Here is a 14,610-nt window from a genome sequence, read left to right as displayed (position 1 = left end):
CGAATCTCGGACGTCCATTTAGGAATCTTCGTGCGGACCACCGCGCGTTCTTCCGTCCACAGGAGCCGTGATGCCGGTCGCCGTACGCGGAAAACGCCCCATCGCCGAACGGATCGCGGCAGGCGTGCTGCTCGCACTGTCGGTGCTGCTGCTGACCGTTTCGCTCGGTTATGGATTCTTCGACGGGAACCGGCCGGGACCGGGCATGTATCCGGCGATCATCTCCGGTGGGCTGCTGCTCGTCTCGCTGACCTGGCTGATCACCGGAGCGGAAAGCCAAGCCCAGCAAGAGAATGCGACGCCCGCGGACGACCCCGAAGATGCGGACGCACCGATCGACGAGCAGCCGCCCATCGACTCCGCCGGGTTCCGGCGCATCGCGTTCGTCGTCGCCTGGACCCTGGTCCCGCTGCTGCTGTTGGAAACGGTCGGCTACCTGATCTCGTTGACGGTCTACGTCGCCGGGCTGCTGATCTTCATCGCCCGCAGTCGGATCTGGATCGCGTTGCCCGCGACCGCGGTCGGCGTGCTCGGCACCGCCTACGGCGCGAACGCGCTCGGCATCGTGCTGCCGGACCCGCTGAACATCATCCAGTTGCTGGGGCTGTGAGGCCGATGGACATCATCAGCGATCTGGCGTTGGGTTTCTCCCACGTCCTGACCCCGCAGAACCTCAGCTACGCGGTGCTCGGCTGCGCACTGGGCATGATCACCGGCGTGCTGCCGGGTTTCGGCCCGTCCGCGGCCACCACGCTGCTGCTGCCGCTGGCCTTCGTCGTCGGTCCCACCGCCTCGATCGTGATGATCTCGGCCATCTACTACGGCTCCATGTACGGCGGCACGATCACTTCCGTGCTGCTGCGGGTGCCCGGCGAGGTCGCCTCCGTGGCGACCTGCCTGGACGGCTACGAGATGACCAGACGCGGCCAGGCGGGCAAAGCGCTGTCGATCGCCGCGATCGGGTCGTTCATCGGCGGCATGGTCGCGCTGGTCGGCATGGTCTTCGCCAGCCAGCTCGCCGACCTGGCGCTGGCGCTGGGCCCGCCCGAACTCTTCGCGCTCAGCCTGCTGGCGCTCGGCCTGGTCATCGGGCTGGCGGGCAGGTCGGTGGTCAAGGGCCTGGTGTCGGCGCTGCTGGGGCTGTTCGTGGGCGCCATCGGGCTCGACCTGGTCACCGGTGCGCCGCGCTTCACGATGGGCATCATCGAACTGCGCGACGGGGTGGAGTTCGTCGCGGTGATCATGGGCCTGTTCGGACTCGCCGAAATCCTCGAACACATCGGCAGCCGCACCACGGTCGACTTCTCCGGCAAGATCGGCTCGGTTCGGCTGAGCTGGCAGGACTTCCGGGACAGCCTCGGCGCCATCGCCCGTGGCACCGGGATCGGGTTCTTCTTCGGCCTGGTGCCGGGCTCCCCCGCGGCCGCCTGCTCGTTCGCGTCCTACGCCGTCGAGAAGCGAGTGTCGAAAACTCCGCACCGCTTCGGCAGGGGCGCCATCCAGGGCGTCGCCGGTCCGGAGACCGCCAACAACGCGCTGGCCATCTCGAACTTCATCCCGCTGCTGACGCTGGGCATCCCGTCGTCCGCGACGATGGCGATCCTGCTCGGCGCCTTCACCATCAACGGCCTGCAGCCCGGACCGCTGCTGTTCGCCCAGCAACCCGAGGTCGCCTGGGGTTTCATCGCCAGCTTGGCGGTGTCCAACGTCATCCTGCTGATCATGGCGCTGCCGATGGTCCGGATGTGGGTGGCGGTGCTGCGGGTCCCGCCGATGGTGCTCTACGCGCTCACCCTCGGCTTCATGACCGTCGGCGCCTACACCATCAACAACCGCGTCTTCGACATCGCGGTGATGTGGATCGCGGGACTGGTCGGACTCGTGCTGCGCCGCTTGGACGTCCCGCTGGCGCCAGCGGCGCTGACGTTGGTGCTCGGTCCGATGCTGGAGGAGAACTTCCGCCGGGCCCTTTCCATCCACCAGGGCAGTTTCGCCGGATTCTTCACCAGCCCGGTCGCCGTGACGGCCTACCTGTTGATCGTGCTGACCATCGTGGTCAAGGCGGTCAAGACCGCCCGAGGTCTGGCGCGTCGGCGCACCGCCGACGTCGTCGGACACCGGGAGCAGTCCCCCGAAGAACTGGAGACGCGATGAAGCGAACCCCGTTGGCCGCCGCGCTGAGCGCAGCACTGCTGTGCCTGAGCGCCTGCGGCACGCTCAGCAACTCCGACCAGGGCGGTTACCCGAAGCAGGGCGACACCGTTCAGCTGCTGCTCGGGCTGTCCGCGGGCGGCACGACCGACACCTGGGCGCGGATCCTCGCCGACGAGCTGTCGCAGAAATCCGGCGCCAAGTTCCAGGTGGTGAACAAGCCCGGCTCCGGCGGACAGCTCGCCATCAACGAGCTGCTGGCCAAGAAGGACACCAACGTGATCGCGAACGTCAACCTGCCCACCGCGCTGAAGTACCTCTACCCGAACGCGCAGGCGAACTACTCGCGGCAGGACTTCTCGTTGGTCGGCTGCACCGGATACACCCCGAACGTCATCGCGGTGCACGCCGATTCGCCGTACCGAACGCTTTCCGACCTGCTCAACGACATCCACGCCCGGCCAGGCAAGGTCAACGCCGCCGCGGACGGCGCGCTCAGCGACGACACCGTGGCGTACGCGAACTTCGCGCGCGCGGCTTCGGCGAACTTCAACACCGTTGTGGTGGACGGCGCGTCGGAGAAGGTGACCGCGTTGCTCGGCAAGCAGGTGGACTTCTTCAGCGGCGGCCTAACCGGACTCCAGGCGCAGTACAAGGCGGGGCAGTTCCGGATCCTGGCTGCGCTGGCCGACCAGCGCAGCCCGTACCTCCCGGACGTGCCCACCGCCAAGGAGCAGGGTGTCGACCTGCTCTCCGACTCGTACTTCTGCGTCACGATGGCCGCTGACGCTCCGGAGCAGGCGCGGGCGAGCCTGGAGAACGCGATGCGCGAGGTCAGCGCCGACCCGAAGTACCAGGAGGCGAACGCGAAGGTCGGCATGCAGGTGAAATTCCTGGACGGCCAACAGCTTTCGGCGCTGTGGGCCCAGCAGGAGAACAACCTCCGCGAAGTCATCAAGACGATCGGCTGAGCACCGACGGTCGTGAGTGCGCAACCCGGCTGGAGCCCGGTTGGGCACTAACGACCCGCAACCACCCGCTCATCGAAGGGGAGAAGATGACCAAGCCGAGCGCTGACCAGCGCGGCTTCTTGGACGAGCCACCGGAATTCCACGAAAAGCTGCTCGACTACGGCGAACGTCCGTACTGGTCGCCGGATGGCCGCCGGATCGCGTTCATCGACAAGAACTTCGGCGATGTCTGCGAACTGGACCTGGCCTCGCGCCAAGTTCGCAACCTCACCAAGGACAACGGCGCGCACCACAGCTTCCTGCGGGTGCTGTTCCTGCCCAACGGCGACTACCTGCTCATCGGGCCGAGGCACTTCGAGGACCGGGAGCGCAGCCGGTTCGGCTCCTCGGAGCTGTGGTTCATGGACCGCGACGCCGCCGAGCCACCTAGGCCGCTGGGCCCCACGATCTTCGAGGGCTGCGGGGTTTCCACGCGGACGCCGACCGTGACGTACTCGGTGTACGGCCGGATCGACCCGAGCACCGGCGCGCCGGAGGACTTCGAGATCCGCGTCGCGGACCTCGACTACTCCGGCGACCAGCCGGAACTGGTGGACCGCAAGGTCGTTTACACGACCCGCAACGGACGTTGCCCAGAGCCGCAGGACTTCCGGCACAACGACACCGAGGTCATCTTCGCCGAATACGTCAACCGCTTCCCCCGGCGCAACACGCTGGACTGGAAGACGGTGGTGAAGGGCGTCGAGGTGGACACCGGCGTGGTCCGGACGTACATCGACGAGCACCTCACGCACAACGAGCCGGAAGGCATCTTCCCCGACGGCGAGCACATCTGCCTGGAGTCCTCCTGCGACTTCGAGAACTACTGGCCGCCGATCGACCTGTGGAAGCTCAAGCTCGACGGCAGCGGTCGGCGGGTGCGGATGACCAGGGCGATCGATCACCCGCCGTGGCGGTGCAGCAACTCCAACGTCAGCCCGGACGGCCGCTGGCTGGCGTTCATGGTCAACACCCGAGGCGACATGTCCGGCTTCGGCCGCGGCCTGGGCCTGCTCGACCTGGAGAAGTGGGGCCGGAGCGAAGCGGCCGAGCAATGGGAAGCACCAGCGGCCTACCGCAGCATCCCGATCAGCAGCTAGGCCCAACAACGAGCCCCGACCAGGCCACCAACCCCGCACGAGGACCGCCGATTTCGCGCGAAATCGGCGGTCCTTTCGTCCCTCCACGGCACCTTCGGTCCTGGGCGACGTCGCTCCTACGACTCCGTGCCAATCGACTCGGGATGCCACCGCTTCGCCCGGTAGATGCGGATCTTCTGCCGGATCTGCTCCTGGTGCGCACGCAGCCCGGCGATCTGCTCCTCGATCTTCCGGTCGTGCGCTTCGAGCAGTGCGAGGCGTTCGGCCACGGTCTCGTCACTGCCTCGGGCCAGTTCGCTGAAGCGGCGCATCTGCGCGATCGGCATGCCGGACTCGCGCAGGCAGCGCAGCATCAGCAACCACAGCACGTCGTACTCGGTGAAACGGCGCTGTCCGCCCGCGGTCCGGTCGATCTCGTGCAGCAGGCCGATCCGCTCGTAGTACCGGAGGGTGTCCAGGCTGAAACCCGTCCGTTCGGCGACCTCACCGGGCGAGTAGAAGTCCATGCCGTCGAGCATCGCACCTGGAGCGTGCTCCAGGTCAAGGCCGGAGTTGACCTGGAGCACACTCCAGGCCGCATGGTGACCGGCATCGACTACTTCGACGGGAGTCACCATGACGACGCAGCAATACCGCCTGCTCGGGCGCACGGGTTTGCGGGTCTCGCCGATCGCGCTCGGCGCGTTGACGTTCGGCGGGGAAGGCTGGCACGCCGACGAGGACACCGCCCGCTCTATCTTCCGCCACTACGTGGCAGCGGGCGGCAACTTCGTCGACACCTCGATCAACTACGCCGGTGGCCGCAGCGAGGAACTGCTGGGCACATTCATGAAGGAGACCGGGCTGCGGGACCGCCTCGTGGTAGCGACCAAGTTCGCCGTCGCGACCCGACCCGGTGACCCGAACTCCGGGGGCAACGGCCGCAAGAACATCGTGGCCTCGCTCGACACGTCGCTGCGGCGCTTGCGGACCGACTACGTAGATCTGTACTGGCTGCACATGTGGGACGCGATGACACCGGTCGAAGAGGTCATGTCGACGCTCGACGCGCTGATCCGCAACGGCAAGGTCCGCGCCATCGGGCTGAGCAACGTCCCTGCCTGGTACGCCGCCAAAGCCCAGATGATCGCCCGCTCCTGCCATTGGGAACCGGTCGCCGCGCTGCAAATGGAGTACTCCCTCGCCGAACGTGCCATCGAACGCGAGCACGTCCCCGCCGCTCGCGACCTCGGCATCGGCATCGTCCCGTGGTCCCCGCTGGCGAACGGCCTGCTGGCCGGGAAGTACACCCAGGGGAGGCAGGGCGAGGTTCAAGGCGAGGGGCGCCTGAGCCGGATGATGGCCGACGGCACCCTCGACGCCCTGAACGCCACCGGCAACCCGGCGGTGTCCAAGCTGCTCACCGAGCGGAACTTCGCCATCGTGGCGGTACTCCGCGAATGCGCGCGTGAACTCGGCCGCACCCCGGCGCAGGTGGCGCTCAACTGGATCGCCCGGCGCCCCGGCGTCGTCTCAACGCTGATCAGCGTGACACGCTCGGCGCAACTCGAAGACAACCTGCGGGCCCTCGACTTCGAGATCCCGGAGGAGTTGGCGGAGCGCCTGCAGGAGGTCAGCCGTCCGGAGCCGGTCTACCCGTACTACTTCTCCGGCCCGACGATGGGATCGTTGATCAGCGCCGGGACCGCCACCACCGCCGGTTGAGCCGACGAGACCCGCGGTCCGCGGCAGGCGATCCCGCCAGGCTTGAGATTCCCATTGCCACGCCCAGGTCCGCCGCTAGGGCAGCGAGGTCGTCCATTCGGCGATCGTGGTGACCTCGGCCTGGCGTGGGAAGACCTTCTCCACCAGCACCCCGTGCACCTCGGGGTCGCCGTCCAGGCAGCCGTCGGAGAGCACCATCAGCCCGTAGTCCAGGTCGGCGGCCTGGCGCAGGGTTGACAGCACCACCCCGCTGGTGGCGATACCGGTCAGCACCAGGGTGTCGATCTCGCCGGACCGCAGCACCACGTCGAGGTCGCTGCCGGAGAAGGCGGAGACGCGTCGTTTGGTCACCAGCACTTCGCCAGCCGCAGGCGCGACGGCCGGGTGGATCTCGGTGGCGGCATCCTCGGTGCTGAAGGCGGCCCCGGATCCCGCGATGGCGGAGAACCCCCGGTTGCGTTGGCTGACTTCCGGGTAGCCGGGTCGGAACGCCACCTGCACGTAGATCACCGGGACGTCCGCCGCGCGGGCCGCGGCGATCGCCGTCCCGAGCCGGGGCAGGTATTCGGCGTCGTCGGCGTATCGCTCGACGATGCCGCGCTGCACGTCCATGACCAGCAAGGCTGCCTTGGGCACGATCTGTTTCCCTCCGGATTCGGCTGGCCACCGGCTCGACCGACCAGCCATCGACCAAACAGCCGCACGATACCGCCCGACCGGCGGTGCTGCCGCGTTCCGGACATCGGGATCCACTGTGGACAAATGGGCGGATCGAGCACCGTCCCGACTTTCTGCACAGCAGACATTCCACCGTTTCACGACGCGGACCCTTGCCTAGCGACAGGCGAAAACTGTACGTTGTGGAGACAAAATTTCTGTAATAAAGAAAATACTGGACGAGCGCGAGGGAGCGGAATGCCGCACATCCAGTCCGATGTCACCAAGTGCCAGGGCTACGCCAACTGCGTCGCGCTGGACAGCGAGCACTTCGACCTCGACGACGACGGCCTGGTGGTGGTCCTGCGCGAGGCGGTCGAAGACGACGAACGCGAAACCGTCAACGCCGCCGTGCGCAGTTGTCCGGTCAACGCGATCTGGGTCAGCGAAGGATGATCCGCCGCGTCGTGGTGGTCGGCGCCTCCGTCGCCGGGGCCGCCGCAGTGCGCGGGCTGCGTTCCAGGGGCTTCGACGGCGAGATCACGGTCATCTCCGCCGACCCCCACCTACCGCACGACAAGCCGCCGCTTTCCAAGCAGCTGCTGGCCGGGGAATTCGACGCCGAGCAGATTTCGCTGCTGGACGCTGAAACCCTCGCCGGAGTCGATCTGCGCCGCGGCATCGCCGCGACCGGTCTGGACGTCGATCGACGCGAAGTTCGGCTCAACGACGGCGAAAAGGTCGGCTACGAGGCGCTGATCATCGCCACCGGGGCACGGGCTCGCACCCTGCCTGGTGAACCGATCCCCGGCGTGCACGTGTTGCGCAGCCTCGCCGACGCGACGGCGCTGCGCGCCGACCTGCTGCGCGGCGGCCCGCTGGCGGTCGTCGGCGGCGGCTTCGTCGGCGGCGAGGTCGCCGCCACCGCACGCGGCCTCGACGTCCCGAGCACCATCATCGAGGCACTGCCCACCCCGTTCTTCCGAGCTGTCGGACCGGTCGTCGGCGAACTGCTCGCTGAGCTGCACGAAGAGCACGAGGTCGGGCTGCTCACCGGGGTGCGGGTGGCGGGGTTCGAACGCGGCCGCGGCAGCGTGCGCGCGGTCGTGCTGGAAGGCGGCGCCAAAGTGGCGGCCAACGTCGTCGTGGTCGGTGTCGGCGTCACGCCCAACACCGAATGGCTGGCCGGTTCCCCGGTGTTGGTGGACGACGGCGTGGTGTGCGACGAGCACGGCGCAGTGCGCGGCGCGGAGCACGTCTACGCCGTTGGCGACGTCGCGCGGTGGACCAATCCCGAAGACGGCTCGTGCCGCCGGGTCGAGCACTGGACCACCGCCAACGAGCACGGCGACCTGGTCGCGCACAACCTGCTCGCCGAGCCCGATGCGCGTCGCGCGCACACCGACGTGCCGTACTTCTGGTCCGATCAGCACGGCGTGAAGATCCAGCTGGTCGGCCGGGTCGACCCCGAAGACCACGTCGAGCTGCGCCGCGCCGGAAATCGCACCATCGCGCTGTATTCCGCGGCTGGCCGCCTCACCGCCGCCGTGACGTTCGGCTGGCCGCGCGCCCTGGCCACCTGCCGCCGCCTGCTGCGCCGAGGCGCGGACCTGGATGCCGCACTGGCGGCCCTCGAACCTGCCGAAGCAATCGAACGACAACGCGAGAGGGTGAATTGATGGGCAAGGACCGCTCCTACCCCGGCGTGCGGGAGATGGTGAACACCCGCGACGGGATGATCAGCCGCGACATCTTCATGAGCGAGCGGATTCACCAAGCGGAGCTGGAGAACCTGTTCCCACGCGCGTGGCTGTTCGTCGGGCACGCCACCCAGGTGCCCGAGCCGGGCGACTTCTTCTCGTCCTGGATGGGCGCCGACCCGGTGCTGCTGACCCGGGACGACAAGGGCGAGGTGCACGTGCTGCTGAACTCGTGCCGCCATCGGGGCATGCGGGTCTGCCGGTACGACGCGGGCAACTCGATGCAGTTCACCTGCCCGTACCACGCCTGGTCGTACTCGATGGACGGGTCGCTGGTCGCGGTGCCCGGTGACCTGCACGGCGTGCCGCACAACCGCGCCGCCTACGGTGGCCGGTTGGAGAAGGAGAAGTGGGGCCTGGTGCGCGCCCCCAAGATCGAGGACTACAAGGGCCTGGTGTTCGCCAGCTGGGACGCGCAGGCACCGGAATTCGACGACTACGTCGGCGATTTCCGGTTCTGGCTGGACAACCTCGCCGACGCCTTCGACGGCGCGGAGGCCGGGACCGAGGTCTTCCACGGCGTGCAGAAGTGGCGCATCAAGTCGAATTGGAAGTTCGTCTCGGAGAACTTCCTCGGCGACACCTACCACGGCGAGTCAACGCACGCCTCCGTCGAAGCGGTCGGCATCGGTCCCGGCGGCAGGGGAAAGCGTCGGCACGGCGAGCAGCAGAACCAGGGCGGCTTCTCCAGGGGCCGGATGAAGACCTCCTTCCGGCTCGGGCACGGCGCCTCCGACAACCTCGACTACGAGCTGCCCTACCCGGACTTCGCCGAAGCGGAACTGACCGAATACTTCGCCGACGCCTGGCAGACCCGCGCGGCGAAACTGCGCGCCGAGGGCCGCCCGCTGGGCGGCCGGGGTCCGGCCACGATGTTCCCGAACATGTCCTTCTCGGCCGGTTTTCCCCGCACCATCCTGGTCTCCCACCCGCGCGGACCGTGGGAGACCGAGGTGTGGCGTTGGTACCTGGTGGACAAGAGCGCCCCGGAGCACGTCCGGGACTGGCTGCGGCACTACTACATGCGCTACTCGGGTCCGGGCGGCATGACCGAGCAGGACGACATGGAGAACTGGGACTACGCCACCGAGGCCAGTCGGGGCGTGGTGGCCCGCCGCTACCCGTACAACTACCAGCAGGGACTCGGCGACGAGCAATCCAGCGAGCTGCACGGCGCGGTGCACTCGCACCACGCGATCGCCGGTGAGGTGAACGCTCGCGCGTTCTACCGGCGGTGGGCCGAATTCACCGACGGGCTGCCCTGGTCCGAGCTCACCGAACTCGCCGAGCAGGACGAGCGCGCCAAGCCGGTTGCGAAGGAGGCGTGACGATGACCGACGAACGACAGCAGCGGTTGCTGCTGACCGCCGAAGTCGCGGATTTCCTCTACGCGGAGGCAGATCTGCTCGACCAGCGGCGCTACCACGAGTGGCTGGACCTGCTGGCCGAGGACTTCCAGTACTCGATGCCGATCCGGATGAACGTCTCCTTCGACCAGCCGGACGAGCAGGAGCAGACCCGAGCGGGCGCGGACATCTGCTGGTTCGACGAGAGCAAGGACACCGTGCGGCTGCGAGTCGATCAGCTGATGACGGGCAAGCATTGGGCGGAGGAACCGGTGTCCCGAGTCTCCCACCTGGTCACCAACGTCCGGCTCACCGAGGTGGCGCTGCCCGAGGTGGCGGTGAGCTCCCGATTCCTGGTGTACCGCAACAGAGTCGCGGACGAGACGGACTTCCTGGTGGGCCGCCGCCGGGACCGACTCCGCCAAGTCGGCGACACCTGGCAGGTCTACCGCCGAGAACTCCTCCTGGACCAATCCGTACTCCTGGCCAAAAACCTCTCCACCTTCGTGTGATGAAAGCTGGGTGAAGGGCACCTCTTACCAAGTAAGTTGGTAAAAGGTGCCCTTCACTCTTCACTCGAGCGGTGGGTTGGTCTGAGGCGGTAGTATTCTGCTGTGCAGAAAGAACCACCGGCCTACCCCATCTCCTCGGTCGACAACGCGCTGCGGTTGCTGCTGATGTTCCGCGACCGGCAGCGGCTTCGGCTGTCCGACGTGAGCGCCTCGCTGGACGTCGCGCACTCCACCGCGCACCGCCTGCTGGCGATGCTGGCCTACCACGACTTCGTGCGCCAGGAACCCAACCTGCGGACCTACATCGCCGGTCCCGCGCTAGTGGACATCGGCTTCGCCGCGGTGCGCAACATGGACATCCGCACGCATGCCCGTCCCATCCTGGAGGCGCTGGCCGACGAGGTGGAGGAGACCGTCCACCTAGCGCAGATGGAGGGCAACAAGGTCCGCTACCTCGACGCCGCCGAATGCAGCCGCGTGCTCCGGGTGGCCGCCCGCACCGGGCAACTGCTGCCCGCCAACTGCACCGCCACCGGCAAGGCGCTGCTGGCCGAACTCAGCACGGAACAGCTCGACGAGCTGTTCCCGCCCGGCAAGCGCCTGCCCACCTCGACCAGGCACTCCGAGTCCAGCCGCAAGGCCCTCGACGCGGAGCTCGCCCGAGTGCGGGAGCAGGGTTACGCCACCAACACCCGGGAAAGCGACGAGGACATCGTGTCGGTGGCGACGGTGGTGCGAAACCCCCGGGGCACCGCGATCGCGGCGATCAACGCGTCCTCGCCCGCGACCCGGCTGCCGAAGAAGAAGCAGCTCCAAGTGGTGCGGCAGTTGCAGTCCGGCGCCCGACAGCTGGAGGAAATCCTCGCCGGAGTTGTCAGCGGCTGAGCGGTGTGCGGATTGGCGCAGAGCTCATACGTAAATCGGGGATCCCGGAGTCGAGAAAGCCTCTGAGGTTCCGCCACCCGCACCGCCACGCTAACCGACCCGAGCACTCTCAATACATTCAGCCGCCGAACGCTTCGCGCAGTAGGGCCACGTACTCCGGGGAGCTGTGCATCACTTCGTCGACGAGCCGGTCGATGTCCTCGCCGCTGGCGAAGTCGACCGGGCGCTTCTGCGTCTTGGCGTCCGCGATGTAGCGCGGGTCGGTCACCACTTCTCGGAAGGCCGTCCGCAGCGCCTCAAGCACCGCCGGGTCCATGCCCGGCGGTCCGGCCAGCGAGCGTCCGCTGGCGATCAGCCGCACGTGGTCCTCGATGATGTTCCGGTTCGCGTCGTTGGCCAGCGAACTCAGCGTCGGCACGCCGGGCAGTTCCGGAACCGGCTGGTCACCGATGATCAGCAGCGGCTTCGCATCGCCGCTGTTGACCGCTGGCAGCTGGCTGGACAGCGAGCGGCTGTGGCACGTCGCGTATCCGGACATCACCGCGAGCCAAGCCTCGCCGCTGCCGACGAATCCGGTCACGACCTTGGAGTCCAGCTTCAGCGCCGCATTGACCACCACCGCGTCGATGTACTCGTTGGAGCCCGGTCCGGTGGCCACCGCCCGGATCTGCTCGTGGGCGTTGTAGAGGTCCTGCAACGTGTCGTACGGGCTGCTGGCGGCGGCCATCGTCAGGTCCGGCTCGCCGCTGATCCGGCCGATGTAGGAGAAGTCCTGCGCCCGGTAGCGGACCCCCTGCGCGCCAGCGAGCGCGCTGCCCAGGTGGCCGACGGTGTTCAGCAGGGTGATCTTGGTGCCGTCCGGTTTGGACTTCCACACGTCGTTGGTGGCCAGCAGTCCGCCAGCACCGGGCTTGTTGATCACCACCACTTCGGCGTGCAGCTTCTTGCCGAGTTCCGGAGCCAGCTGGCGGGCGTAGAGGTCATAACCGCCACCGGGCTCGAACGGCACGATCAGCTCGATGGTCTGCCCGGCCAGCGGGCCTTGGGCGGTGTCGGCGTCGGCCCGGTCGAACACCGAGCAGCCCGCGAGCAACGTGACCGCGGCGAATGCGGCGAGGGTCCGGCGGATCACTGTCCCGCCTCTCCGCGATTCACAGTGGTGGTCGCGTCCAGCACGAATCTCTCGTTTCGCGGTTTCTTGTGGCTGGCTTGCTTCACGGTCCCCTGAGGCGCGGTTGAGGAGAACTGGGGTTGATACAGGACTACTCACGACTGCTCCCAGACTGCGGCGGGGATCGGAATGGTCAGCACGAACTCGAAGGCCAGGTAGATCGCGGCCAGCACCACGGCCGCGTAGACCAGGCTGAACAGCCACGACCGGCGTGCCGCGAAACGCAGGTAGCAGAACGAGAAGAGCGGCGCGGCGATGAGCAGTCCCACCACGTAGAGCGCGACGAAGAAGGCCGCGGCCCAGGCCAGTGCCGCCGTCCACGCCCGTCGACCAGCGGTGGCGAAGACGTAGTCGACGTCCCCGTCGGCCGCGGCCTCCCGCTGTTGCTCCGCCGGTTCCGCGCGGCGGCGGCGCAACAGCAGCGTCGCCAGGTGCGCCAGGCTCAGCAGCAGCGCGGCGCCGCTGACGATGGTCGGGAACAGCGCGGTGCGGAACGGCCAAGCCGTGGTGGCCAGCAGCGCGGCGCCGAACAGCAGCACCAGCACGGCCGTGATGACCAGATCGGTCTTCCTCGTATCGCTGCGGAGTGCGGAAGTTGGCTGTGCCTGGGTCATTTGCTGGCCACCTTGCTCAGTTCACGCCGCCGGTTGCGGCGTTCGCGCCACCACGGCAGGCCGAGCGCGAGGACGATGAGGACCGCGATGCCGAGGAAGATCGGCCGGGTCAACCAACTCCAGCCGAAAAGCGAGTAGGACAGGAAGAAGTAGCGCTCCGCGATGTCGCCGAGCACGATGCCCAGCAGCAGCGGAACCCTCGGCCAGTTGAAGTGGATGCAGGCCACGCCGAGAGCGCCGAAGGCCAGCATCACCAGCACGTCGCCGAAGCTGTTGGTGGAGCTGTACGCGCCGAGGCAGAGGAACAGCAGCAGGAACGGCACCAAAGTCTGGCCGGGGATGTGCACCAGCTTGGTCAGCGGTCGCAGCACCGCGAAGGCCAGCGCGGTGGAGATCAGCGTGGCCGCCACGGTGATCCACACCATCGAGAAGGTCACGTCGAGGTCGTTGGTGAGCATCTCGAAGCCGGGGTCGAGCCCGACGATCAGGAAGGCGCTGAGCAACACCGCGCTGCCCGCCGAGCCGGGGATGCCGAAGGCGATGGTGGGGATCAGCGAGCCGGAGTCCTTGGCGTTGTTGGTGGCGCTGGCGGCGATCACGCCCTCGATGGAGCCGTTGCCGAATTCCTCGGGGTGCTTGGAAGTCTGCTTGGCGTGGCCGTAGGCGATGAACTGCGCCACCGAGCCGCCCAGCCCCGGTACCAGGCCGACGCCGGTGCCGATCGCGCTGGAGCGCAGCACCAGGCTCCAGTGCCGCAGCGCCTCGCGCGCGCCCGTTCCGGCGCGGTGGACGTCGCTCGGCGCGGTGTGCTGCGCAACGCTGGTCTTGGACAGCATCAGCTGCAGCACCTCGGCGCCGCCGAAGAGCCCGACCACCACCGGGATGATGTCGATGCCGTCCCACAGGTAGATCTCGCCGAAGGTGTAGCGCGGCACGCCGTCGACCGGGTCCATGCCCACCAGCGCGACCAGCAGGCCGAGGCAGGCCATGATCAGGCCCTTGTACAGGTCGCGACCGGCGAGGATCACCACGAAGGTCAGGGCCAGCAGCGCGAGGCCGAAGAACTCCGGCGGACCGAGTTGTAGCACCAGGGGCCGGACGATCGGCACCGACAGGGCCAGCACCACGGCGCCGAAGATGGCACCGACCGCGGAGCTGGCCAGCGCCGCCCCCAACGCCCGTCCGGCCTGGCCACGCCGGGTCAGCGGGTAGCCGTCGAGCACCACGGCCGCGGATGTCGCCTCGCCGGGGACCCCGAAGAGGATCGAGGTCAGGTCGCCGGTCGTCGCGGTGACCACGTACATCCCCAGCAGCAGCGCGAAGGCCGGGATCGGGTCCATGTTGAAGGTGAACGGCAACATCAGCGCCAACGTCACGGCGCCGCCGAGTCCGGGCAGGATGCCGACCAGGAAGCCGATCGCGATGCCGAGCAGCATCATCGCGATCGTCTGCAACTGCACCACTTGGTCGAGGCTGGCTAGGAGCGCGTCTGTCACAGTTCCTCCGCCGGGAGCGGTCTCGCGGGCCGCGCCGCTTCGGCCGGGGAAGCAGAGTTCGTCCACTTTGACGACCGGGGCACGTGGTGGGACTCGGGAAGTCCTGCGCCGAGCCTTCTTGCCGCCACCAAGAAGTTTTTTCTGCTCTGTGGCGGGATCAAGGTAACCGAGGCCACCAGGAGCGTCAAGATTGCTCGCCGTGCA

At 67.9% G+C, this 14,610-nt stretch carries 15 protein-coding genes; 10 read left to right on the top strand and 5 right to left on the bottom strand.

What is annotated here, in order from left to right:
- Positions 1–70: 70 nt before the first annotated feature.
- From MOQ72_RS13285 to MOQ72_RS13270, 4 genes are all read left to right on the top strand, one after another.
- The gene (locus tag MOQ72_RS13285; RefSeq protein ID WP_242183658.1) at positions 71–610 is read left to right on the top strand and encodes a tripartite tricarboxylate transporter TctB family protein; all 540 of its coding nucleotides are present in this window, start codon (positions 71–73) and stop codon (positions 608–610) included.
- A 5-nt stretch (positions 611–615) separates the two neighbouring features.
- Entirely contained in the window at positions 616–2,154 is a 1,539-nt protein-coding gene (locus MOQ72_RS13280; RefSeq protein ID WP_242183656.1) for a tripartite tricarboxylate transporter permease, read from the top strand.
- Positions 2,151–3,122 carry a tripartite tricarboxylate transporter substrate binding protein gene (locus MOQ72_RS13275; RefSeq protein ID WP_242183654.1) on the top strand — a complete coding sequence of 324 codons (972 nt, stop codon included), beginning with the start codon at positions 2,151–2,153 and terminating at the stop codon, positions 3,120–3,122. The genes MOQ72_RS13280 and MOQ72_RS13275 overlap by 4 nt, the downstream gene beginning before the upstream one ends.
- An 86-nt stretch (positions 3,123–3,208) precedes the next feature.
- Positions 3,209–4,261 carry a TolB-like translocation protein gene (locus MOQ72_RS13270; RefSeq protein ID WP_242183653.1) on the top strand — a complete coding sequence of 351 codons (1,053 nt, stop codon included), beginning with the start codon at positions 3,209–3,211 and terminating at the stop codon, positions 4,259–4,261.
- Positions 4,262–4,377: 116 nt separating this feature from the next.
- Here the strand turns inward: MOQ72_RS13270 and MOQ72_RS13265 are convergent, their stop codons facing one another.
- Positions 4,378–4,875 (bottom strand): MerR family transcriptional regulator, encoded by a 498-nt coding sequence (locus tag MOQ72_RS13265; protein WP_242183652.1) that lies wholly within the window; start codon positions 4,873–4,875, stop codon positions 4,378–4,380.
- A 1-nt stretch (position 4,876) separates the two neighbouring features.
- Here MOQ72_RS13265 and MOQ72_RS13260 point away from each other — a divergent pair, with 1 nt between their 5' ends.
- A complete protein-coding gene (locus tag MOQ72_RS13260) occupies positions 4,877–5,965 on the top strand; it encodes an aldo/keto reductase (RefSeq protein WP_242183651.1) in 1,089 nt (362 codons plus the stop codon).
- Positions 5,966–6,040: 75 nt separating this feature from the next.
- Here the strand turns inward: MOQ72_RS13260 and MOQ72_RS13255 are convergent, their stop codons facing one another.
- Complete coding sequence (locus tag MOQ72_RS13255; RefSeq protein ID WP_242183650.1) at positions 6,041–6,601, bottom strand: cysteine hydrolase family protein; 561 nt, start codon at positions 6,599–6,601, stop codon at positions 6,041–6,043.
- A gap of 279 nt (positions 6,602–6,880) precedes the next feature.
- On the opposite strand from MOQ72_RS13255, the gene MOQ72_RS13250 reads away from it, so the two are divergent.
- From MOQ72_RS13250 to MOQ72_RS45170, 5 genes are all read left to right on the top strand, one after another.
- On the top strand, positions 6,881–7,078 hold the full coding sequence (locus MOQ72_RS13250; protein ID WP_242183649.1) for a ferredoxin: 198 nt from the start codon (positions 6,881–6,883) through the stop codon (positions 7,076–7,078).
- Complete coding sequence (locus MOQ72_RS13245; protein ID WP_242183648.1) at positions 7,075–8,301, top strand: NAD(P)/FAD-dependent oxidoreductase; 1,227 nt, start codon at positions 7,075–7,077, stop codon at positions 8,299–8,301. Before MOQ72_RS13250 ends, MOQ72_RS13245 begins: the two co-directional genes overlap by 4 nt.
- A complete protein-coding gene (locus MOQ72_RS13240; RefSeq protein ID WP_242183647.1) occupies positions 8,301–9,710 on the top strand; it encodes an aromatic ring-hydroxylating oxygenase subunit alpha in 1,410 nt (469 codons plus the stop codon). Before MOQ72_RS13245 ends, MOQ72_RS13240 begins: the two co-directional genes overlap by 1 nt.
- Before the next feature lie 2 nt (positions 9,711–9,712).
- Positions 9,713–10,240: a 3-phenylpropionate/cinnamic acid dioxygenase subunit beta gene (locus MOQ72_RS13235; protein ID WP_242183646.1), complete on the top strand. Its 528-nt coding sequence runs from the start codon at positions 9,713–9,715 to the stop codon at positions 10,238–10,240.
- 102 nt (positions 10,241–10,342) lie between these two features.
- A complete protein-coding gene (locus MOQ72_RS45170; protein ID WP_242183645.1) occupies positions 10,343–11,125 on the top strand; it encodes an IclR family transcriptional regulator in 783 nt (260 codons plus the stop codon).
- A gap of 118 nt (positions 11,126–11,243) precedes the next feature.
- Here MOQ72_RS45170 and MOQ72_RS13225 read toward each other — a convergent pair whose 3' ends face one another.
- The 3 genes from MOQ72_RS13225 to MOQ72_RS13215 form a co-directional block, all read right to left on the bottom strand.
- The gene (locus tag MOQ72_RS13225; protein WP_242183644.1) at positions 11,244–12,257 is read right to left on the bottom strand and encodes a Bug family tripartite tricarboxylate transporter substrate binding protein; all 1,014 of its coding nucleotides are present in this window, start codon (positions 12,255–12,257) and stop codon (positions 11,244–11,246) included.
- Positions 12,258–12,391: 134 nt separating this feature from the next.
- Positions 12,392–12,910, bottom strand: coding sequence for a tripartite tricarboxylate transporter TctB family protein (locus tag MOQ72_RS13220; RefSeq protein ID WP_242183643.1), 519 nt, complete (start codon positions 12,908–12,910; stop codon positions 12,392–12,394).
- Positions 12,907–14,406 (bottom strand): tripartite tricarboxylate transporter permease, encoded by a 1,500-nt coding sequence (locus tag MOQ72_RS13215; RefSeq protein ID WP_242183642.1) that lies wholly within the window; start codon positions 14,404–14,406, stop codon positions 12,907–12,909. Before MOQ72_RS13215 ends, MOQ72_RS13220 begins: the two co-directional genes overlap by 4 nt.
- Positions 14,407–14,610: the final 204 nt, after the last annotated feature.

The organism is Saccharopolyspora soli, from assembly GCF_022678645.1.
GTDB lineage: Bacteria > Actinomycetota > Actinomycetes > Mycobacteriales > Pseudonocardiaceae > Saccharopolyspora > Saccharopolyspora soli.
The sequence above is the reverse complement of the archived record's forward strand: the minus strand, read 5'-3'. Positions and strand labels throughout refer to the sequence as shown.

Coding starts and splice junctions, on each gene's coding strand:
- MOQ72_RS13285 (WP_242183658.1), top strand. CDS start 71: ATGCCGGTCGCCGTACGCGGAAAACGCCCCATCGCCGAACGGATCGCG.
- MOQ72_RS13280 (WP_242183656.1), top strand. CDS start 616: ATGGACATCATCAGCGATCTGGCGTTGGGTTTCTCCCACGTCCTGACC.
- MOQ72_RS13275 (WP_242183654.1), top strand. CDS start 2,151: ATGAAGCGAACCCCGTTGGCCGCCGCGCTGAGCGCAGCACTGCTGTGC.
- MOQ72_RS13270 (WP_242183653.1), top strand. CDS start 3,209: ATGACCAAGCCGAGCGCTGACCAGCGCGGCTTCTTGGACGAGCCACCG.
- MOQ72_RS13260 (WP_242183651.1), top strand. CDS start 4,877: ATGACGACGCAGCAATACCGCCTGCTCGGGCGCACGGGTTTGCGGGTC.
- MOQ72_RS13250 (WP_242183649.1), top strand. CDS start 6,881: ATGCCGCACATCCAGTCCGATGTCACCAAGTGCCAGGGCTACGCCAAC.
- MOQ72_RS13245 (WP_242183648.1), top strand. CDS start 7,075: ATGATCCGCCGCGTCGTGGTGGTCGGCGCCTCCGTCGCCGGGGCCGCC.
- MOQ72_RS13240 (WP_242183647.1), top strand. CDS start 8,301: ATGGGCAAGGACCGCTCCTACCCCGGCGTGCGGGAGATGGTGAACACC.
- MOQ72_RS13235 (WP_242183646.1), top strand. CDS start 9,713: ATGACCGACGAACGACAGCAGCGGTTGCTGCTGACCGCCGAAGTCGCG.
- MOQ72_RS13220 (WP_242183643.1), bottom strand. CDS start 12,910: ATGACCCAGGCACAGCCAACTTCCGCACTCCGCAGCGATACGAGGAAG.